16 protein-coding genes are annotated in these 19,821 nt (G+C 58.8%); 9 read left to right on the top strand and 7 right to left on the bottom strand.

All coding sequences use genetic code 11. The annotated features are described in order from the left end of the window. Nucleotides 1-13 precede the first annotated feature (13 nt). From NW842_RS01590 to rsgA, 7 genes are all read left to right on the top strand, one after another. A complete protein-coding gene (locus NW842_RS01590) occupies nt 14-1,234 on the top strand; it encodes a DUF445 domain-containing protein (protein ID WP_414374087.1) in 1,221 nt (406 codons plus the stop codon). A gap of 40 nt (nt 1,235-1,274) precedes the next feature. Next, complete coding sequence (locus NW842_RS01585; protein WP_414374086.1) at nt 1,275-2,936, top strand: bifunctional metallophosphatase/5'-nucleotidase; 1,662 nt, start codon at nt 1,275-1,277, stop codon at nt 2,934-2,936. Nucleotides 2,937-3,077: 141 nt separating this feature from the next. Further along, nucleotides 3,078-3,830 (top strand): nucleotide exchange factor GrpE, encoded by a 753-nt coding sequence (gene grpE / locus NW842_RS01580; RefSeq protein WP_414349859.1) that lies wholly within the window; start codon nt 3,078-3,080, stop codon nt 3,828-3,830. Nucleotides 3,831-4,009: 179 nt separating this feature from the next. Continuing rightward, nucleotides 4,010-5,818 (top strand): molecular chaperone DnaK, encoded by a 1,809-nt coding sequence (gene dnaK / locus NW842_RS01575; RefSeq protein ID WP_414329166.1) that lies wholly within the window; start codon nt 4,010-4,012, stop codon nt 5,816-5,818. Nucleotides 5,819-5,948: 130 nt separating this feature from the next. Continuing rightward, the gene (gene dnaJ / locus NW842_RS01570) at nt 5,949-7,133 is read left to right on the top strand and encodes a molecular chaperone DnaJ (protein WP_414329167.1); all 1,185 of its coding nucleotides are present in this window, start codon (nt 5,949-5,951) and stop codon (nt 7,131-7,133) included. Beyond that, nucleotides 7,130-7,399, top strand: coding sequence for a sulfurtransferase TusA family protein (locus NW842_RS01565; RefSeq protein ID WP_414417343.1), 270 nt, complete (start codon nt 7,130-7,132; stop codon nt 7,397-7,399). The genes dnaJ and NW842_RS01565 overlap by 4 nt, the downstream gene beginning before the upstream one ends. After that, nucleotides 7,396-8,439 (top strand): ribosome small subunit-dependent GTPase A, encoded by a 1,044-nt coding sequence (rsgA, locus tag NW842_RS01560; protein ID WP_414417342.1) that lies wholly within the window; start codon nt 7,396-7,398, stop codon nt 8,437-8,439. Before NW842_RS01565 ends, rsgA begins: the two co-directional genes overlap by 4 nt. Before the next feature lie 170 nt (nt 8,440-8,609). Here the strand turns inward: rsgA and NW842_RS01555 are convergent, their stop codons facing one another. From NW842_RS01555 to rpmH, 5 genes are all read right to left on the bottom strand, one after another. Continuing rightward, nucleotides 8,610-9,191 carry a Uma2 family endonuclease gene (locus tag NW842_RS01555; RefSeq protein ID WP_414417341.1) on the bottom strand — a complete coding sequence of 194 codons (582 nt, stop codon included), beginning with the start codon at nt 9,189-9,191 and terminating at the stop codon, nt 8,610-8,612. Nucleotides 9,192-9,376: 185 nt separating this feature from the next. Further along, nucleotides 9,377-9,958 carry a Uma2 family endonuclease gene (locus NW842_RS01550; protein WP_414417340.1) on the bottom strand — a complete coding sequence of 194 codons (582 nt, stop codon included), beginning with the start codon at nt 9,956-9,958 and terminating at the stop codon, nt 9,377-9,379. Between the two features lie 88 nt (nt 9,959-10,046). Next, nucleotides 10,047-13,610 (bottom strand): chromosome segregation protein SMC, encoded by a 3,564-nt coding sequence (gene smc, locus NW842_RS01545; protein WP_414417339.1) that lies wholly within the window; start codon nt 13,608-13,610, stop codon nt 10,047-10,049. Nucleotides 13,611-13,690: 80 nt separating this feature from the next. Continuing rightward, nucleotides 13,691-14,092 (bottom strand): ribonuclease P protein component, encoded by a 402-nt coding sequence (gene rnpA / locus NW842_RS01540; protein WP_414355543.1) that lies wholly within the window; start codon nt 14,090-14,092, stop codon nt 13,691-13,693. Nucleotides 14,093-14,175: 83 nt separating this feature from the next. Further along, on the bottom strand, nt 14,176-14,316 hold the full coding sequence (rpmH, locus tag NW842_RS01535) for a 50S ribosomal protein L34 (protein ID WP_011434477.1): 141 nt from the start codon (nt 14,314-14,316) through the stop codon (nt 14,176-14,178). Between the two features lie 225 nt (nt 14,317-14,541). Here rpmH and dnaA point away from each other — a divergent pair, with 225 nt between their 5' ends. Then, entirely contained in the window at nt 14,542-15,945 is a 1,404-nt protein-coding gene (dnaA, locus tag NW842_RS01530) for a chromosomal replication initiator protein DnaA (protein ID WP_414417338.1), read from the top strand. 155 nt (nt 15,946-16,100) lie between these two features. After that, nucleotides 16,101-16,784: a hypothetical protein gene (locus NW842_RS01525; protein ID WP_414417337.1), complete on the top strand. Its 684-nt coding sequence runs from the start codon at nt 16,101-16,103 to the stop codon at nt 16,782-16,784. A 128-nt stretch (nt 16,785-16,912) separates the two neighbouring features. Here NW842_RS01525 and NW842_RS01520 read toward each other — a convergent pair whose 3' ends face one another. Together NW842_RS01520 and ftsH are read right to left on the bottom strand one after the other, a co-directional pair. After that, nucleotides 16,913-17,734: a class I SAM-dependent methyltransferase gene (locus NW842_RS01520; RefSeq protein ID WP_414342194.1), complete on the bottom strand. Its 822-nt coding sequence runs from the start codon at nt 17,732-17,734 to the stop codon at nt 16,913-16,915. Nucleotides 17,735-17,841: 107 nt separating this feature from the next. Next, nucleotides 17,842-19,764, bottom strand: coding sequence for an ATP-dependent zinc metalloprotease FtsH (gene ftsH, locus NW842_RS01515; RefSeq protein ID WP_414417336.1), 1,923 nt, complete (start codon nt 19,762-19,764; stop codon nt 17,842-17,844). Nucleotides 19,765-19,821: the final 57 nt, after the last annotated feature.

The raw sequence follows: 19,821 nt of genomic DNA, 5'->3' as shown, positions 1-19,821 counted from the left end.
CTCCATTGGTTCCATGGCCTTCTGGATCTACGTTGTGCCCCCGCTGGCCGGGCTGGTGATCGGCTATTTCACCAACGACATTGCCATCAAAATGCTGTTCCGGCCCTACCGCCCCTATCGGGTTTTCGGCTGGCGCATCCCCTTCACCCCCGGTTTGATCCCGCAGAACCAACCCCGTCTGGCCAAGCAGATCGCCAAGACCATCATGGGATCCCTGCTCACGCCGGAGGAACTGCACAATCTGGCCCGTAAGCTGCTGCAAACCGAGCGCATGCAAGCAGGGATCCGCTGGCTGCTGGGGGTAGCCCTGGATCGGCTGCAAAACCCTGAGCAACAGCAGCAAACTGCTCAGGTGTTGGCGCGCATTTTAGCCGACCTGTTTAACGAGTCGTTGCCCCGCCTGGTGAAGGTGCTGGCCCGCCAAGAAACCTTTTTGGAAGGGCCCATTAACCAACTGTTCGACCAAGTGTTGCTGGAGCTGCGTCTCAGTGCCGAGCAGGCTAAGCAGCTCTCGGAGTGGATCCTGAAGCAGGCGCTGCCCCCAAAGGTGTTGCGGCAGAACTTGGTGGACTTTCTCACCGATCGCAACATCGAATCCCTTGACGAGGAGTTTCGTGAACGAGCGACCGGCTCCTACTGGGTGGTGGCCAACTTGTTCGGCCTGAAAAATGCCCTGTTGCGCCTGCGCACCTATTGTCTAGAAGAGCCGGAAGGGGCAGAAGCCATCTTGGAAGATCTGCTCAAAGACATCAACGCCTCCCGCCGCCTGACCGAGATCCTGCAGAACCTCTCGCTGCAAAACCTGCCGGTTTCCGCCGTGCGTCAGTTGCGCCGTGCCCTCCGCGACGGGATCCAAGATTACCTGCGCAGCCAAGGGCCAGAGGTTATCAAAGGGCTGGGGGAGACCATCGATTGGGAAAAAGTGGCCAGCCTGGTGTTGGGACGCCTGCGCAACTCCAAGGCGTTGATCACCTCCATCGACCAGATCAGCGCCGACCTGGCTTTGGTCTTGGAGCGCTACCTAGAACGAGATCTCGAATCCCTGATGATGCAGGTGATCCCGGTGTTGAACCTGGATCAGGTCATTGCCGATAAAGTCAACGCCACCTCCCCTGCCGACCTGGAGCAGGCCATCCAGCAGATTGTGCGCCAAGAACTCCAGGCCATCGTCAACTTAGGCGGCCTCCTCGGCTTTTTGGTGGGCTGTGTGCAGGTGCTGTTCTTGCTGGGCTGACGAGTTTGGGTTGGGCTTTGACTTTGGCTATGATATGAGAATGCGGTTAACAATTCTCCACACTTCGGATCTCCATGCCAATCTACATCCCTGGAACTACTTCACCGGGATCCCTGCGGAGCACGGTTTAGCCAAGCTGGCCACCCTCATCAAGCGCGTGCGAGCAGCCAGTGAGGATCCCGTCCTGCTCATCGACAGCGGCGACACCATTCAGGGATCCCCTTTAGGCAGCTACTATGCGCAAGTGGAGCGTGTCTCCCCTCACCCCTTGGCTCATGCTCTCAACGCCTTGGGCTACGACGCCTTTACCCCCGGCAACCACGACTTTAACTTTGGGCTGCAAGTTCTCCAGGATTTTATCGGCGATCTCCGCTGTCCGGTGCTCTGCGCCAACATCCTCCGCCAGAATGGGGATCCCCTCTTCCAGCCCTACCTGATCCGGGAATTGGCCGGGGTTCGCGTTGGCTTGCTAGGGCTGACCACCCCCCGCATCGACACCTGGGAGCGACCCGACTACATTGCGGGGCTGCGCTTTGCCCCCTTGTTGGAGACCGCCCGCCACTACCTATCGCTGCTGCGACCTCAGGTGGATGTTTTGATCTTGATCCTGCACAGCGGCCCCAACCAATTGCCCCCCCTGCGCACCCCTGAGCATTGGCACAACCCGGATCGCTCCGGCTGGTGCAGCAACAAAAGCCTGGCAGGGGAAAACGAACTGTTGGCCCTGGCCGAACTGGACGGCATTGACGTCATCCTCTCCGGCCATACCCACCAGACCATTGCCGGTTTGGGGGGATCCCAAGCTCTGGTAGTTCAGCCCGGCTATTGGGGCAGCCACCTCTCCCAGGTATCCCTGGAGCTGGAGCGCCAGGGCAGCCGCTGGCAAATCATCAGCAAAAGCGCACAGCTCCTCTCCGCCGAAGGGATCCCTCCCGATCCCGAACTCTTGGCCTTGACAGAGCCCTATCATCAAGCCACCCTGCGCTACATCCGTCAGCCCATTGGCCAAGCCCGTTCTGCCTATAGCGGCGGTCTGGCAGCCCGTCTGGGGGCCAACCCTCTGGCAGAGCTGCTCCACCAGGCCCAATTGCAAGCAGTGCGGGAGGCAGGATTCCCGGCAGAGCTCTCCCTGGTCAACATCTGCAGCAGCGCCGGCCTGTCGGCAGGCCCCATCTCCCTGCAAGATGCCTACAGCCTCACCGTCTACGACAACACCCTCTGCGTTTTGGAGATCACCGGAGATATTCTGCGGCGCGCCCTAGAACAGACCGCCGGCTATTTTCGCCAGTTGGATCCCAATCACCTTCCCGCCGATCCTGCTGCCGTCGTGGCCCCCGAAGCCCGCGGCTACACCTTCGACCTCTACCACGGCATCGACTACTGCTTCGATCTCACCCGCCCCGTAGGAAAGCGCCTGGTGACCTTACAATTCCGCGGACAGCCGGTGGAACCAGCACAGACCTTTCGCCTGGCCATTAACCACTACCGAGCCGGCGGCGGCGGCGGTTACAGCATGTTCCAAGAAGCCCAAACCCTGTGGATCTCAGCCGATAGCATCCGCGACTTTCTGGTCTACTATATTCACACCCACTCCCCCATTCAACCCATCTACAGCCCCAACTGGCGCCTAATCCCCGACTTGGCCAAGATCTACTTCCCCGATTGCCTGGGCCGGCCACGGGAACATCTGCTGGTCGGCTAGGAAAGAAAAGATATTGACTTCAACTGGCTGAAAGAGAACCCGGTAGAATACGATCAACACAGAGCCTGGTTTGGCTGAGTGCAGCGGCGGTTTTGAAACTGCCAAACTGGGGATATCCGAGTCACTGCTCATTGCTAACACTTGCCGACATCGCCCATGACTGCCGAAGAGAAGCAACCGATGGCCCCAGAAGATACCTATCCTGAACTACAGGAAGAAGAGATCGACGTAGAGGCAGAGCTGGAGAAGCTGATTTTGGAAGATAGCGAAGCAGAAGCCGGTACCTCCTCCGGAGAAACCGCAGCTGAGCCTTCTCCAGATCCCGGTGAAGCTCTCAAGCAGCTCCAGCACGAGTTGGAAGTTGTCCGCCAGCAACTCAAAGAGAAAGAAGACGCCTACCTGCGCCTCTACGCCGATTTTGAAAACTACCGGCGGCGTACCCAGCGGGAAAAAGAAGAGTTCAGCCAAAAAGAACGGCAGAAATTTGTGCTGGAGATCTTGCCTGTTGTGGACAGCTTTGAGCGGGCTCAGCAGCAGCTGAAGCTGGAAACCGACCGCGAGCGGGAGTTGCACAACAGCTACCAGAGCGTCTACCGCCTGCTGGTGGAATGCCTGAAGAAGATGGGCGTCTCCCGCATGAAATCGGTGGGCCAGCCCTTCGACCCCAACCTGCACGAAGCCATAGCCCGTCAGCCCAGCCCAGACTATCCCGAGGATGTGGTAGCCGTCGAATATCAGCCGGGTTACAAGTTGGGGGACTTGGTGATCCGTCATGCCATGGTGGCCGTCTCGGCGGGCAGCCCCAGCTCTGAACCATCCCCCCCAGCCCAAGCCACCATCGAAGCTGGTCCGGAAAACACGCCCGCCTCTCCCCAAAACCCCCAACCTTCCTAGCCGAACTTGCTCACTTGAACCTTGACAAACAGAGCCAGAGCAGTCTCAGAAACGCTACAGTAAAGCTACGGAGACGAAAGCACCGTCTGAAGGTTTCTGCGGGATTCTGGGCAGAATGCTTTTAAGATTCGTGGAATCGCGTTCTTGGGTTGAGACTTGGCGCACGGGGAGAGGGGGCTATGGGTAAAGTCATCGGGATTGACCTGGGAACCACCAACAGTTGCGTGGCGGTTTTGGAAGGTGGTCAGCCCGTTGTGATCACCAACGCCGAGGGAGGGCGCACCACCCCTAGCATTGTCGGCTTCGCCAAGAACAACACCCGCTTGGTGGGCCAACTGGCCAAGCGCCAGGCGGTTACCAATGCCGAAAACACCATCTTCAGCATCAAACGCTTCATTGGCCGCACCTTTGCCGAGACCGAAGATGAGCGGAGGCGGGTTCCCTACAAAGTCATCCCCGGTCGAGACAACATGGTGGAAGTGGCGGTGCAAGATCGCGCCTACACTCCGCAGGAGATCTCCGCCATGATCCTGCAAAAGCTGAAGGCCGATGCGGAGGCCTATCTGGGGGAGCCGGTGACCCAAGCCGTGATCACCGTTCCCGCTTATTTTACCGATGCCCAGCGGCAAGCCACCAAAGATGCGGGCACCATTGCGGGGCTGGAGGTGCTGCGCATCATCAACGAGCCGACAGCAGCCGCCCTGGCCTATGGCCTAGACAAACAAGATCAAGACCTACGCATTCTGGTTTTCGATTTGGGTGGCGGCACCTTCGATGTCTCGGTGCTGCAACTGGGCAGCGGCGTGTTTGAGGTGCAAGCGACTGCCGGCAACAACCACCTGGGGGGGGATGATTTCGACCAAAGAATTGTCGATTGGCTCATCCGTCAGTTTTTGGAGACGGAAGGGATCGACCTCTCGCGGGATCGCATGGCCCTGCAGCGGATGCGGGAGGCTGCTGAGAAGGCCAAAATTGAGCTGTCCAGCACCCAGGTTACGCTCATTAACCTGCCTTTTATCACCGCCGACGATTCGGGGCCCAAGCACCTGGAAGTGGAGCTGACCCGCGGCAAGTTTGAGGAGTTGGTGCGGGATCTGGTGGAGGCCACCGTGGAGCCTACAGAACAGGCGCTGCGGGATGCTGGCCTCTCCCCTGCAGACATCGACCGCGTGCTGCTGGTGGGCGGCTCTACTCGTATTCCCGCTGTCCAGGAGAAAATTCGGCAAATCTTCAAAAAAAACCCAGATCGCTCCGTCAACCCGGACGAGGCGGTGGCCCTTGGCGCTGCCATCCAGGCAGGCGTGGTGGGTGGAGAAGTGAAAGATCTACTGCTGCTGGACGTGATCCCTCTCTCGATTGGGGTGGAAACGCTGGGGGGAGTCTTCACCCGCATCATCGAGCGCAACACCACCATTCCCACCAGTAAAACCCAGATTTTCTCCACTGCCACCGATGGCCAGAGTGTGGTGGAGATTCACGTCCTGCAGGGAGAGCGGGCCATGGCCAAAGACAACAAGACCTTGGGCCGCTTTCAACTGACCGGGATCCCGCCGGCTCCCCGTGGGGTGCCCCAGATCGAGGTTTCTTTTGACATCGATGCCAACGGGATCTTGAAAGTCTCAGCCCGAGAAAAGGGGACGGGGATCGAGCAGAGCGTCAAGATCACCAATAACGGTGGCCTGAGCAGCAGCGAGATCGAGCGGATGCGCCGAGAAGCGGAGGCTTATGCCGAAGAAGATCAACGCCGGCGGCAGTTGGTGGAAGCCCGCAACCAGTCAGATAGCCTGCTCTACAACTACGACAAAACCCTGCAGGAGCATGGCAATCGCCTCAGCGAAGCTCGAATCCAGCGGGGGGCTCAAGTGGCGGGCACATTGAGGGCATTGCTGGCAAATGATAACGTAGACTTAGCAACTTTACGGAACGCAATGGAAGAACTGCGGGCTGTCCTGCTGGAGATGGGTAGCGAGATCTATGGAGCTCGCTGAGGATTCTAGGCAACTGCTTGCTCTCCCCCAGCTCCGGTGCCTTGTAGGTCTGCTTCGGTTGTGCTGCCTGACAAGTTGCATCTCAAGTGTGTCTGATGTTTTGATCTTTAACCTCTTCTGAAGCGCTTCTATGGCTCGCGACTACTATGAAATCTTGGGGGTTAGCCGCGATAGCTCCAAAGAGGAGATCAAGCGCGCCTATCGACGGTTGGCTCGTAAGTACCACCCGGATGTCAATAAGGAGCCAGGCGCCGAGGAGCGCTTCAAGGAGATCAACCGTGCCTATGAGGTGCTCTCTGATAATGAGCTAAAAGCTCGCTACGATCGCTTTGGAGAAGCGGGTTTGAGTGGAGCTGCTGCGGCAGCAAGTGGATTCCAGGATTTTGCGGGGATGGGTGGCTTTGCCGACATTTTCGAGAGCTTTTTCACCAACTTTGCAGGGGCAGGAGCCAGCTATGCCCGCAGTCGCCAGGGGCCGGTACGGGGCGATGATCTGCGCTTTGACCTAAAACTGGAGTTTCTGGAAGCCATCTTCGGCGGCGAAAAGCAGATTCGCATCAGCCACTTGGAAGTCTGCAACGTCTGTGGAGGCAGCGGGGCTAAGCCCGGTACGGAGGTGAAAACTTGCCCCACCTGCGGGGGCGGTGGTCAGGTGCGGCGGGCAACCCGCACGCCGTTTGGCAACTTTACCCAGGTCTCGGTTTGTCCCACCTGTGGTGGCAGCGGTCAGGTGTTGGAAGAGCCCTGCTACAACTGCAACGGCGAGGGCTTGGCCCAAACCACGAAGAAACTGCGCATCAACATCCCAGCCGGTGTAGACAGTGGCACCCGTTTGCGGGTTTCCGGAGAAGGCGATGCCGGTCGGCGCGGTGGCCCCCCTGGGGATCTCTACGTCTACCTGTTTGTGGAGCCGGATCCCGACTTCCAGCGAGATGGCCTGACCATTCTCTCGGAGGTGCGGGTGAGCTATTTGCAGGCCATTTTGGGGGCCAAAGTCTCTGTGCCCACTGTGGACTCGAAAGCCGGCCTGGAGGAAGAGGTGGAGCTGACCATCCCAGCCGGATCCCAGCCGGGTACAGTGCTGACTCTGGAAGGTAAGGGGGTACCTCGCATTGGCAACCCGATGTCTCGGGGCGACCACCAAATCACGCTGGTGGTGGAGATCCCCACCCGCATCAGCTCGGAAGAGCGGGAATTGCTCATGCGCTTGGCTGAGTTGCACGGAGAACGCATCAACAAGCGGGACGGTTTCTTGGGTGGGTTGTTGCGAGGACTGGCCCAGATGCCCGGCAACCGGGAGCGTGAGGAAGAATGACTGCAGAGGCTGTTTCGTCAGAAGAGGTCAAGCTTGTCCTTGACCAGCGTGGGATCCCTTGCCCACTCAACTACGTGCGGGCGAAGCTGCGCCTGGAGCGCATGGCTCCTGGAGAACTGCTGGAGCTGTGGCTGGATGCAGGAGAACCCCTGGAGCAGGTGCCCAACAGCCTAGCCATGGCCGGGCATCGGATTGAGGGACAGGCGGCTGCCCCCGAAGGCCATCACATTCTCTGGGTGCGTCGTGGCACGCCTGAGTCGGCATGAGCCCGGTGAAACCAGAAGGAAAGGGGGATCCGGGATCCAGTTGTACCGGCTGGGTGCGCGCAGCGCAGGCCAACTTTTATCGCGTGCGTATCGATCCAAGTTTGGCTGTCCTCTTTCCCGAGATCCCGGCTCGGTTTCCGGTTGAAAAGCCCACGCCGGCAGAGATTCTCTGTACCAGTCGGGCCAAGCTGAAAAAAATGGGTCAGCAGGTGATGGTGGGGGACTGGGTGGAGGTGCGCTTGCCGCCTGCTGCCGCCGACCTCTGGCCGGAGCGGGGGGTGATCGAGGCGATCCTGCCGCGGCGCACTCAGCTGCCTCGACCTGCTATTGCCAACGCGACCCAAGTTCTGGTGGTGGTGGCCCTGGCCGAGCCCGACCCTGAGCCCAACGCCCTCAGTCGTCTGCTGGTGCAAGCCGAGGCCAGCCAACTGCGGGTTCAGGTGGTGTTGAACAAATGCGACTGCGTGGATCCAGAAGTGGCGACAACTTGGGTGGAGCGTCTGCAGAGGTGGAGATATGAGCCTCTGTTGGTCAGTGCCCACACCCAAGCTGGGATCCCCCAGTTGCAACAGTGCTGTCGAGATCAGATCTCGGTGGTGACAGGCCCTTCCGGGGTGGGCAAATCCAGCTTGCTCAATCGGCTGCTGCCGGACGTTCGGCTGGCCACTCAGGCCGTCTCCAGACGTTTGGGCCATGGTCGGCACACCACCCGCCATGTGGAGCTGTTTCCTTTGCCGGAAGGCGGTTGGATCGCCGATTCGCCGGGATTCAATGCTGGCGAAGGGATCCCGCCGGTGCATCCTTTGCAGTTGATACGGTGCTTCCCCGAAGTAAGGGATCGCTTGGGCGCCTGTCAGTTTCGCGATTGCCTGCACCATCGAGAGCCGGGCTGTGGGCTCCGAGATCTGGATTGGGAACGACGGACTTTTTACTTGCAGCTTTTGCAGGAAGTCCAGCAGGTGCAAAAGGCATCGGTGGGCCTTATCCAGCCTGGCCAAGATCCCAGTCTCGCCAGAATTGCGCGAAAGACCCCAATCTGAGGACTATAGTCATTCCAAACTAGATTGAGACACTCCTCAAGCATTCCGTGCAGCTTCTGCGACCACTCCCAGCCCCTCTTCCTTTGGGAGAGGGGAGTTAGGAACCAATACACAATACAACAGAAATGTTTCATTCCTGTCTAAAATGACTATAAAACGACCGTAGAATGTCAGGTGGACCAGATCTTGCGGATGGGCAAGGTGAAGCCCGGCAGCACGTCCTCTCCCGATAAGGTTTCCGGATCTTCGACCAATTCCGGCGCTTGCCCTTGTCGGTAGATCATCACCCGCTTGACCTTGGGATCCAGCAGCCACCCCAGCCGGCAGCCGTTGTCCATGTATTCTTGCATCTTGGCCTGAGTTTGGATCCAAGAATCGGTGGGCGAGAGGATCTCCACCACAAAATCGGGGCACAGGGGCAAAAATCCTTGACGGACTGAGGGATCCAAAGCTTCCCACTTTTCAATCGGGATCCAGGCCAAATCAGGGGAGCGGTCGCTGCCTGAAGGCAAGGAAAATCCGGTGGAAGAATCAAAGCTTTTCCCTCGGCCCGATTGCCGATTCCAAACATAAACTTCCCCGGCAATTTCAAAGTTAAGATTGCCCGTTTCCCCACCGGTTGGAGACATGATGACCAATTCTCCTTGGGCAGTACGCTCCAGCTTCAGCTCAGGATTGGCGGCACAAAGCCGGATAAAATCTGCTCGGCTGAGGGTTATCAGGGGAGATAGATTCAGAGTCAGAGCAGCCATGGTAGTGTGACTCCGCCTGTTTTTGGCCTATCGCTCAACATTTTTACTGCAGCTGTTTCCAAGGTTGGGAGAGTTCTGCAATTGCGTGGGATCCCTGTCATGCAAGAGATCCATCAGAGTTGGCTGGGTTAAGGGTGTGGAAAAAAGCTGTATCAGGGATCGTAAATCCGTGAAAGCTACTCATATCAAGCCGACCAGATCTTGCGAATGGGCAAGGTGAAGCCCGGCAGCACGTCCTCTCCTGATAGGGTTTCCGGATCTTCGACCAATTGCGGCGCTTGCCCTTGTCGGTAGATCATCACCCGCTTGGCCTTGGGATCCAGCAGCCACCCCAGCCGGCAGCCGTTGTCCATGTATTCTTGCATCTTGGCCTGAGTTTGGATCCAAGAATCGGTGGGCGAGAGGATCTCCACCACAAAATCGGGGCACAGGGGCAAAAATCCTTGACGGACTGAGGGATCCAAAGCTTCCCACTTTTCAATCGGGATCCAGGCCAAATCAGGGGAGCGGTCGCTGCCTGAAGGCAAGGAAAATCCGGTGGAAGAATCAAAGCTTTTCCCTCGGCCCGATTGCCGATTCCAAAGGGTTAAGTCTGTGGTGATTTCGGCATTCCAGTGGCCGGTTTCCCCGCCGGTTGGAGACATGATAACCAATTCTCCTTGAGCGGTACGCTCCAGCTTCAGGTCAGGATTGGCGGCACAAAGCCGAATAAAATCTGCTCGGCTCAGGGTTGTCAGGGGGGATAGATTCAGAGTCAGAGCAACCATGGCAGGCGTTTGGACACTCCTAAACCATTCTTAGAATGAGTCTAATGGGACCTCAGGATTTGCCCTCTGCTCTTAACCAAGCCACATCTTAACTGGGGTGAGGGGCGGGTTTGGTCAGGCCGATCACCTGAGTGTATGCACCGCGGGCCTGGGTTACACCAATGGTGTGCTCAGCTTTTTCGATCATCGGGCGGCGTAAACTGACCACCAAAAACTGCGCCTGACGAGATTGCTGCCAGATCATATTGGCCAATTTTTCCACATTGGCCCCGTCCAAAAACATATCTACTTCATCAAAGGCGTAAAAGCTGGAAGGGCGGAATCGCTGGAGAGCAAAAATAAAGCTGAGGGCTGTCAAGGATTTTTCTCCTCCCGACATGGCGCTGAGACGGCGCACCGGCTTACCTTTGGGGTGGGCCACCAAGGTTAGACCGCCTGCGAAGGGATCCTCTGGGTTTTCCAATTCCAAATGGCCATCCCCATCGGAAAGTTGGGCAAAGATGGTCTGAAAATGGCCGTTGACGGCATGAAAGGCATCCAAGAAGGCTTGCCGACGCAGGGTGGAAAAGTTCTCGATGCGCAGCAACAACTCGGTGCGCTCTTGGTGCAGGGTTTCCAGTTTGGCGCTGAGATCCCGTAGGCGAGCTTGGGTCTGTTCGTATTCGGCGATGGCCAGCATGTTCACCGGCTCCAGGGATCGCAATTGCTCTTCGATTTTGCGTTTTTGCCGCTGCAGCTCGTCTAAGGTCAGGGTGGCGGGCAAGTCGGGCAGCGGATCCGGCAGCTCTTGAACCACCGCTTGCAGTTGGGTTTGCAGTTGGGCCAGCAGAGCCTCTTTTTCCTGTTGTTGGGTGAGGGCGTTGTAGCGTTCCCACTCCAGGCGTTGGATCTGCTGTTGTTGGGCCCGCAATTGGAATTCTTGCCGATCCCGCTCTTGGCGCAGGTGGGAAAGTCGGGCCTCGATCTGGCTCATCTGTTGCCGTTGCTCGGCAAGGTGTTGCTGGATTTGGCCAAGGGTGGCTTGGGCTTGGACGATTTGCTCCTGCAGATAGGCTTGGCGCTGTTTGCTCTCCTGCAGGCGCTCCTGGTGGTGCTGGATTTGGGCCTGTTTCAGGTGTTGTTGGCCGGAGTTCTCCTGCTGTTGCCGCTCCAGTTGGGCCAGTTGCTGCTGCAGCTCTGCCAAGCGACTTTCTTGCTGCTGCACCGCCTGCTGCAGTTGCTGCCAATGCTGGTTCACCGGGGATCCCTCCAGTTGGCTGAGCTTGAGGGCGAGATCGGCTAGGCGCTGTTGCAAGGGATCCCAGCGCAGTTGAATCTGCTGGAGCCGCTGCTGGGCTTGTTGGCTTTCGGCTTGCAGTTGTGCCAGGGATCCCTGCAGGTGTTGCAGGCGGGCCTGTTGCTTTTGGCAGTCGGCTTGGTGCCGCTCCAGATATTGCTGGGCTTGCAGGGCGTCTTGGCGAGCCAGGAGCAGGGCTTGGGCCAGTTGTTTTTCGCGGGCTTGGGCTGCTTGTAGGCGCGGGGTGAGGGTGGCCAGCAGTTCCTCCAGCTCGGCCAAGCGAGAGCGCAAGGCGGCCTCCTCGGAAGGTTCGCCGGCAGAAAAGTGGATCCCAGCTCGCTGGGGGGCGCTGCCGCCGGTCATGGCGCCCGAAGTTTCCAACAGCTCCCCTTCCAGAGTAACCATGCGGTGCTTGCCGATGTGGGGCTGGGCCAGCTCTAGGCTTTGGAAAACCAGGGTGGAGCCGAACACAAAGCCGAAAACATCCCGGTAGCGCTCTTCAAAACGCACCAAACGAATGGCGTAGTCGATCAGGCCGTCCAATTTCAGGGGGCTGGGGGGGCGGGTGGGCTGGAGCTTGTTCAAGGGCAAAAAGGTGGCGCGTCCGGCTTTTTCCCGCTTCAAAAAGTTGACGGCGCTCACGGCCACGGTGTCATCCTCCACCACCACAAAGTGCAGCCGGTTGCCTGCTGCAACCTCCAGGGCCAGTTGATACTGGGGATCCACCTGCCCCAACTGGGCCACCAACCCCAAAACCCCCGGCAGACGGGCACTCAGGATGGCTTGGGTCGCTCGGGATCCCTGGGACTCTTGCAACACTTGGCGGCGGGTTTCCCATTTGTCCAGTTGCCGCTGCTTGGCGTGCAGCTCGGCGGCCAGGCGCTCGTGGGTGGCGCGATCCAACTCCAGGCCGGCCTGCAGTTGCGCCAGCTCTTGGGCCAAAGTTTGAACCTGAGCTTCCGACTGTCGGCAAGTGTGTTCCAGCTCGGCGGTGAGGGCCAGGTGGGATCCCAGCCACGCCTCGATCTGGGCAATCTCCGCCTGGATCTCTTGGCTTTGTCGTTCCAGTTGCCGTTGTCGCTCTTGCAGGCGAATTTGCTCCTGTTGGAGAGGCTCCTGTTCAGCGCGGAGTTCCTCAATGTGGCGGGTGAGGTAGCGCTGCTGTTTCACCCAGGCATCGGCGGATTGGGCTAGGGCGCGCAGCTGTTCGCGGCTCTGTTCCAAGCTAATTTGGGCTTTCTGAACCTGGGCCTGCAGGGATCCCTGGGCTTGGGCCAGTTGCTCTTGTTGGCTGTGCAGGTGTTCCAGCTCCGCCTGCAGATGCTGCTGTTGGGTTTGCCGCTCCTGATGTAGGCGCTGCGCTTGCTCGATCTCCTGCTGCCAGGCTGCGATCTGTTGGCTGACCTGTTGCCGCTGTGCTTCGGCGGCGGCGATTTGGGCTTGCAGGTGCAGGTATTCCTCCTCTCCAAGAGCATGGATGCGGCTTTGCAACTCGGCCAGGGCGGCTTCGGCCTGTTGCAAATGATCGTTCAAGGTCTGCACCTGAGCAGTGGCCTGCTCCTGAGCCTCCAGAAGCTGCTGAATGGCCGCCTGGGTTTCTTCCACTTGGGCCTGCAAATGCCGCCAAAGCAACACCTGTTGTTGCTGCCCCAGCGTTTGCAACTGCAGCCGCAGTTGCTGATAGTGTTGGGCCTTTTCGCTCTCTTTGAGCAGCCGCTCTCCTTGAGCTTGCCATTCCTGTTCGATGAGCCGAAAGCGCTCAATTTGTTCCCGTACCGCCTCCAGCTTGCTGTTGGCCTGGGCGATCTTGCGGTCGAAGGTGGCCACCCCCGCCAATTCGTCGATGATCTGCCGCCGTTCCTTGGGGTGCATGGAAATGATGCTGGTGACATCCCCCTGTAAAACGACGTTGTAGCCGTTGGGGTAGATGTGCATCGCCTCCAGTTGTTCGTGCAGCTCGCTCAGGGTACAGGGCACATCGTTGATGTAGAAAGTGCTGGTGTAGGGGAGAGAATCCGTCCCGCTATCGCGAGTGGGATCCTCAGCCTTTCCGGGCTTGACCCGCAGCCGGCGACTGACTTTCCATTCCCTGGGCTGACCATCTTCTCCCGGCCCCAGCTCAAAGGTGACAGAAACATGGGTTTCCACCTGCCGATTGCCGTTGAGGCTGCCGGAATGCACCAGATCCAACAGCCTCTCTGCCCGCATCCCCCGCGAGGACGATAACCCCAGCGCAAACAGGATCCCATCCAGGATGTTAGACTTACCGGAGCCATTGGGGCCAGAAATAACCGTGAACCCCGGCAACAGGGGTATCGAGGTTGTGCTACCAAAGGACTTAAATCGGGTCAGCTCAATCCGCTTGACGTACATCACACCCCATATCTAGCGTGACCACCGGCAGATGATGGCAACAGGCTAGCATGGGTAGCAAAAACCTGTGCAGCTCAAGTTTCTTAGGACGGCTTGGCATCTGAGTCTGCACCTGTTGAGTCTACATCTGTGCCGACGAGCAGATCGGCCTTTTGTAAAAGACGATGCACCTCCGCCCTCAGCTCCGGCCAGCGGTAGGTCAGTAAGTTTGCCTTGGAGATAAACAGCAGCCGGTATCCGGGTTTCAGGTTTGGGCACAGAGGGCGCAAGATTTCTCGCAACTGGCGTCGCAGCCGATTCCGTTTTACGGCAGATTTGCTCACCTTTCTGCCGATCACCAGTCCCACCTGGCTAGGGATCCCTTCGCACCCTGCGGGCATCGGCTGAAACAGCAGGGTCAAGCCTGCACCGGAACGACGTTGGCCCCCCTGGTAGAGCGCCTGAAAAGCTCGTCGATCCCGCAATCGATGAGGAGCCGGCAACATTTATTTGGGCCCCGAAGTCAGCCTGTTTTGGGCTGCAACGCTCCAAAAATCCCAGATTAGGATCCAATATCCAACCAAAGGGCTTAGGAAACCGCCAGGCGATAACGCCCCTTGGCCCGCCGTCGCCGCAAGACCTGCCGCCCAGTTGCCGTTCGCATTCTGGCCCGAAACCCAGAAACCCGAATGCGTCTGCGATTGGTGCCACGAAGGGTACGCTGAGTCATGGTGAGAAGCCAACTTATGAATCCAAGATCATTTGCCAGAGCTGACCAGACCGAAATTAGCCCGCTTGAAACTGATCGCAGACGCTTAATCTTAGCAGACTCAATGGAAAATTGCTAGATTGGCCACCCCGCGCCGAGCAGTTAAATTGGGAATCCCGAAGCTCCTGTCGAGGAAGCCGCCGCTGTTTCCTCTGGGCTTCTGCTGTGTCGCTCTGAGTGTGTGGTGTGGATATTTCCCTGGATCAGCTCTGGGATGAAGCCCTGTGTCATCTGCAGGTGCAGCTCAGCCGCCCAACCTTTGAGGCTTGGATCAAAACGGCGCGGGCTGAATCGTTGGTGGACAACCGCCTCACCATCTGTACCCCCAGCGAATGGGCGCGGGGCTGGCTGCAAAAGCACTACGCCTCCACCATCACCGAGGTGGTGCAGCGGGTAGCCGGGATCCCTTTGCAGGTGGAGTTTTCCGTTTCCCCCCATGCTCCGGTCGAGGAAGAACCCCCTTCAAGGGCGATTTCCCCAACATCGCGCAGAGCCGGCAGCTTACCTGCCTCCACCACCCTAGGACTGGAAGTCGGCGGCAGCCTGCCGATGCGGGCGCCGGATCTCAACCCCAAGTATTCCTTCTCACGGTTTGTGGTCGGCCCCAACAACCGCATGGCCCACGCAGCGGCCTTGGCCGTAGCAGACAAGCCCGGACGCGCCTACAACCCCCTGTTTCTCTGCGGCGGGGTAGGGCTGGGCAAAACCCACCTGATGCAGGCCATTGGCCACTACCAGCTAGAGGCAAATCCACAGGCCAAAGTCTTTTACGTGTCCACCGAACGGTTTACCAACGATTTAATCGATGCCATCCGGCGAGACAGCATGCAGTCTTTCCGGGAGCACTATCGAGATGTAGATATTTTATTGGTGGATGACGTTCAATTTATCGAAGGCAAAGAGTACACCCAAGAGGAGTTTTTTCACACCTTTAATACGCTGCACGAGTCCGGCAAACAGATCGTACTGGCCGCCGACCGTTCCCCCCATTTGATCCCGCGTCTGCAGGAGCGGCTTTGTTCTCGTTTCTCCATGGGTTTGATTGCGGAAATTCAATCGCCGGATATCGAAACCCGCATGGCCATTCTGAAGAAGAAAGCCGAGTACGAGGGGATGAACCTGCCCGCCGACGTGATCGAGTACATTGCCACCACCTACACCAGCAACATCCGCGAGCTGGAAGGTGCCCTGATCCGCGCCGTCGCCTATGTTTCCATTTCTGGCTTGCCGATGAGCGTGGAGACGATTCAGCCCATCCTCAATCCCCCCAGCGAGCCGAAAGAGATCACCGCCGACATGATTACCGATGTGGTCTGTGAAGAATTCGGCATCGACCGAGACAGTTTACTGGGATCCTCCCGCAAGCGTGACATCAGCCAAGCACGGCAAATTGCCATGTTTTTGATGCGCCACTACACCAACCTCAGCTTGCCCAAAATTGGCGACTACTTTGGGGGAAAAGATCACACCACCGTTCTCTATAGCTGTGAGAAAGTCAGTCAGCTACAGCGGGAAAGTCTGCAGTTTGAACGGCAACTGCAAAAATTGGTCGAGCGCTTGCGGGTGGTTGCCAACAGCCGGAACAGCTAGGCTTTCTGTTGCCGTTGAGCCGTCTTTGAGGTGTTGTTGCCGCCCTTTGGCTCTGCCCGTCTGCGTGGAGAATCTCTCGGAAAGCAGCTACAGTAGGGACGCAATGAATGTGGTTGCAGGTGGTGAGACAGTCTGGCAAAGGGCTTCGCCTGGGTATGCTGCTCCTCTGGGCTGGACTGGTGCCTGAGCGGCCGGTTTGGGCCAATTCCCAGCAAGCCCCTATTCCAGATCCGGTGCCGGCCACCCTCTCAGCCGCTTTGGATTTGGGCTTGGATGACCGAATTTTAGAAGACAGCCCCGTGTTGCGCCGCTGGCTGCAAAACCCGCCCCATCTCCTGGAAGAAATCCGCAACACCCCTGTCTTGCCCACGCGCTTGCAGGCCGGCTTTGAGTCCTCTTCGCACTGGCGAATCAGCCTGCAGGATTTGCGTCTGGGAGATCGCCTCACCCTCAGCGGTGACTATCGCCAATCTTCCGAACATCCCGAAGTGCGCCAGTACGGGTCGGAGATGCGCTACTTTCTGGCCCCCCTGGGATCCCCTTTTAATCTGGCGCCACAACTGGGGTATCGGGCTTTGGAACAAAAAAACCGCAGCCTCAGCGGAGTTAGCTATGGGGCTTTTGCCGTTTTGGCCTTGGCTCCCGGAGCTGCAGATTTGACCGGTAGCTACAGTTGGGTTGCCCCCCAGGAGCCGGAAGAAGGACAGGCCACCCTGGCGGAGATCACCGCTGCCTATGCCATTAGCCCTTCTTTTCGTCTTTCTGCTCGCTATAGCCTGCGCAACTCGACCTTGGATCGGGAGTTTAGCTTTGGCGTTGGGCTGGAGTGGATCCCCTAGCCTGCGCTCTCGCCCTCACTCCCAGGCCCTCTCCCGGTGGAAGAGGAGGGCTGGGGATCGACGCGACTTGGATTTGGGTGATGGCTCCGCTCTGGACTCAATGAATGGCCACCTCAACCCAGCCCAGATCAGAGGCGCACTGCCCGCACAAAGGCCACCCAACCCAAGCTGAGATAACGCTCCAACTGCAGCCCCACCTGTTGAAGGTGCTCGCGCAACTGGGTTTCCGAGAAAAAATGAAGGCCGGTGGCTTCCAGCCATTGCTGCACCATCTGCCCCCATCCCTGTACCTGCTGGCTGTGCATCGAGACAAAGGCCCCTCCCGGTTTCAAGACGCGGGCAATTTCCCGCAAACAGGGATCCAAAGGCAATTCGTTCAAGGTGGCCCCGCTGATCACCGCCCCAAAAGTTCCAGAGGCGAGGGGAAGCTGTTCGGCTCGGGCCCGCATCAGGCTGTAGTGCTGCCAGTGGGGCTGCGCTTGTTGAGCGGCTTCCGCCAATACCCCTGCTGCATTGTCCAGGCCGATCACCGTCCGTTGTGGATCCTTGGCCAGGAGCAAGCGGCTCCAGTACCCCCCGGCAGTGCCCAAATCCAAGATGGGATCCCCCTCCCCCACCAACTCGGCCAGCAGTTGACTCTCCCGCTCGCTCCCAAAGCTCTCCCCCGTCAGCAGCGACAGAGCCCAGGGCCGCCAGAGGCGATCGTAGCCCCAGGCAAACCCAGGCAGATGGGCAATGGCTTGGGCCGGCGTGAGATGCAGGTCCGATGAGCTGCCGATAAAATCCACAGCCCCAGAAGCGGTGATGGGGTAAATTTGGCCACAACTGGGACAATAAACCCGATCTGCCACGGATCCCTGTTCCCGCCCTGGTGATTGGGTCAACCCTTCCCGACCGCAGCTCAGGCAGCGATAAAGGTGAACCGGCAAAGCAGAGAGCGAAGAGAGCATGCGACAGCCCAACGCAACCCAAAACTCGCGAGGAAAAGGGGGCAGCTGCCGGGATCCAGCCCCAACAACCCCCCCAGTTGTCTATCTGGCAATGGAGATGGGATCCCTTAGACCAACTTTGGACTCCGTCCCGCTTCCGCAAGTGGACTGGGCAGGCCGGCCTTCTCCGGGATGGGCACATACTCTGAGACAATCGCCCGGAATTCGTCGCCATCCAGGGTTTCCCGTTCCACCAAGGTATCGGCCAATCGATCCAGCAGAGGGCGGTGCTCCAGCAAAATCTGCTTGGCCTTCTGGTAGCAGCTCTCCAGGATCTGCCGCACCTGGCGGTCGATCTTGGCGGCCACATCCTCCGAGTACTCGACGCGGTTCATCCAGCCGCCGCCCAAGAATACCTCGTTGTTGGGGGGATCCAGCATCAAGGGCCCCAGCTCAGACATGCCAAAGCGGGTCACCATCTGCCGCACCAGATTCGTGTTCTGCTGCAGGTCGTTGCTGGCTCCGGTGGTCACTTCCGAGTAGCCGAAGACGATCTCTTCGGCCGCCCGACCGCCAAAGCCCACCACCACCCGATCCAGCAGCCAAGCGCGGCTGTACATGCCGGAGTCGATCTGCTCCTCGTTGGGCAGTTGCTGGGCAAAGCCACCTGCGCCGCCGGAACGGGGGATGATGGTCACCTTGTTCAAGGGATCCGCGTGGGGCAAAAGTGTCATCAACAGGGCATGGCCACACTCGTGGTAGGCGATCAGGCGCTTGCTCTTGCCGTCCAACAGCGGGGGCTTGGTCAGGCCGATGGTGATGCGGTCGATGGCATCGTCAATGTCTTGGTTGGTGATGGCCATGCGCTGACGGCGGGCCGCCAAAATGGCCGCTTCATTGAGCAGGTTGGCCAGATCCGCGCCGGCAAAGCCGGGGGTACGGCGGGCAATCGCCTCCAGGCTGACCTCTTCCGCCAGCTTCTTGTTGCGGGCATGCACCCGCAAGATCTCGTAGCGCCCCTTAAAGCTAGGCCGATCCACCGTAACCTGGCGGTCGAAGCGCCCCGGACGCAAGAGAGCGGCATCCAACACATCAGGGCGGTTGGTGGCGGCAATCACGATAATGCCGGTGTTGCCCTCAAAGCCGTCCATCTCGGTGAGCAACTGGTTCAGGGTTTGCTCGCGTTCGTCGTTGCCCCCGCCAATGCCGGCCCCCCGCTGCCGGCCCACCGCGTCAATCTCGTCGATGAAGACGATGCAGGGCGCATTCTCCTTGGCCTTCTTGAAGAGATCCCGCACGCGAGAGGCACCCACCCCGACAAACATTTCCACAAACTCAGAGCCGGACAGGCTAAAGAAAGGCACTCCTGCCTCGCCGGCAATGGCCTTGGCCAGAAGGGTTTTGCCCGTCCCCGGCGGCCCCACCAACAACACGCCTTTGGGGATCTTGGCCCCAACAGCGGTGAAGCGCTCCGGCTTCTTCAAGAAGGTAACCACCTCTTGCAATTCTTCTTTGGCTTCTTCAATCCCGGCCACATCGTCGAACTTAACGCCGGTTTTGGCTTCCATCTGAAAGCGGGCCCGCGATTTGCCGAAGTTCATTGCCTGCCCAGGGCCGCCCGCTCCAGCACCGGCACGCCGCAGGAAAAAGAACAACCCTCCCAACAGCAACAGCGGGATCACCAGGTTGCCCAGAAGCGCCCAAAAGGCGCTGCCATTGCGGGTGGGTACCACTGCCACTTCGATCCCCTGCTCGGTGAGGCGGTCCACCAGTTGCGGTACGGTGTTGGGCAGCAGGTTCACTCGGTAGCGGGTGGAATGCTGGGTCTGGGGATCCACAGCCGTAACTTCAGCTACCAGATTGTTGTCCGTGAGGCGCACATCCGTAACCCGCCCCTCCTCGACGTAGCGCAAAAAGCGATCGTAGGTGAGGGCCGAGGCCAAAGCTGCATGGGCGGGTGCAGGCTGCAGCACCAGGCCGGATCCCTGCCAGAGACAAAAGCCCAGCAGGAGGGCGATCAGCCAGCGCTGGGGAGATAGAGGCTTGTTCATAGGGAAGAGAACGCTCGGTTATTAAAAGTCCTTTAACAAACTTAACCTGTCCCTCCT

The organism is Synechococcus sp. R55.4 (genome assembly GCF_047461935.1).
GTDB lineage: Bacteria > Cyanobacteriota > Cyanobacteriia > Thermostichales > Thermostichaceae > Thermostichus.
This window is presented reverse-complemented; position numbering and strand designations above follow the sequence as displayed.

Coding starts and splice junctions, on each gene's coding strand:
- NW842_RS01590 (WP_414374087.1), top strand. CDS start 14: ATGGCCTTCTGGATCTACGTTGTGCCCCCGCTGGCCGGGCTGGTGATC.
- NW842_RS01585 (WP_414374086.1), top strand. CDS start 1,275: ATGCGGTTAACAATTCTCCACACTTCGGATCTCCATGCCAATCTACAT.
- dnaK (WP_414329166.1), top strand. CDS start 4,010: ATGGGTAAAGTCATCGGGATTGACCTGGGAACCACCAACAGTTGCGTG.
- dnaJ (WP_414329167.1), top strand. CDS start 5,949: ATGGCTCGCGACTACTATGAAATCTTGGGGGTTAGCCGCGATAGCTCC.
- NW842_RS01565 (WP_414417343.1), top strand. CDS start 7,130: ATGACTGCAGAGGCTGTTTCGTCAGAAGAGGTCAAGCTTGTCCTTGAC.
- rsgA (WP_414417342.1), top strand. CDS start 7,396: ATGAGCCCGGTGAAACCAGAAGGAAAGGGGGATCCGGGATCCAGTTGT.
- NW842_RS01555 (WP_414417341.1), bottom strand. CDS start 9,191: ATGGCTGCTCTGACTCTGAATCTATCTCCCCTGATAACCCTCAGCCGA.
- NW842_RS01550 (WP_414417340.1), bottom strand. CDS start 9,958: ATGGTTGCTCTGACTCTGAATCTATCCCCCCTGACAACCCTGAGCCGA.
- rnpA (WP_414355543.1), bottom strand. CDS start 14,092: ATGTTGCCGGCTCCTCATCGATTGCGGGATCGACGAGCTTTTCAGGCG.
- rpmH (WP_011434477.1), bottom strand. CDS start 14,316: ATGACTCAGCGTACCCTTCGTGGCACCAATCGCAGACGCATTCGGGTT.
- NW842_RS01525 (WP_414417337.1), top strand. CDS start 16,101: ATGCTGCTCCTCTGGGCTGGACTGGTGCCTGAGCGGCCGGTTTGGGCC.
- NW842_RS01520 (WP_414342194.1), bottom strand. CDS start 17,734: ATGCTCTCTTCGCTCTCTGCTTTGCCGGTTCACCTTTATCGCTGCCTG.
- ftsH (WP_414417336.1), bottom strand. CDS start 19,764: ATGAACAAGCCTCTATCTCCCCAGCGCTGGCTGATCGCCCTCCTGCTG.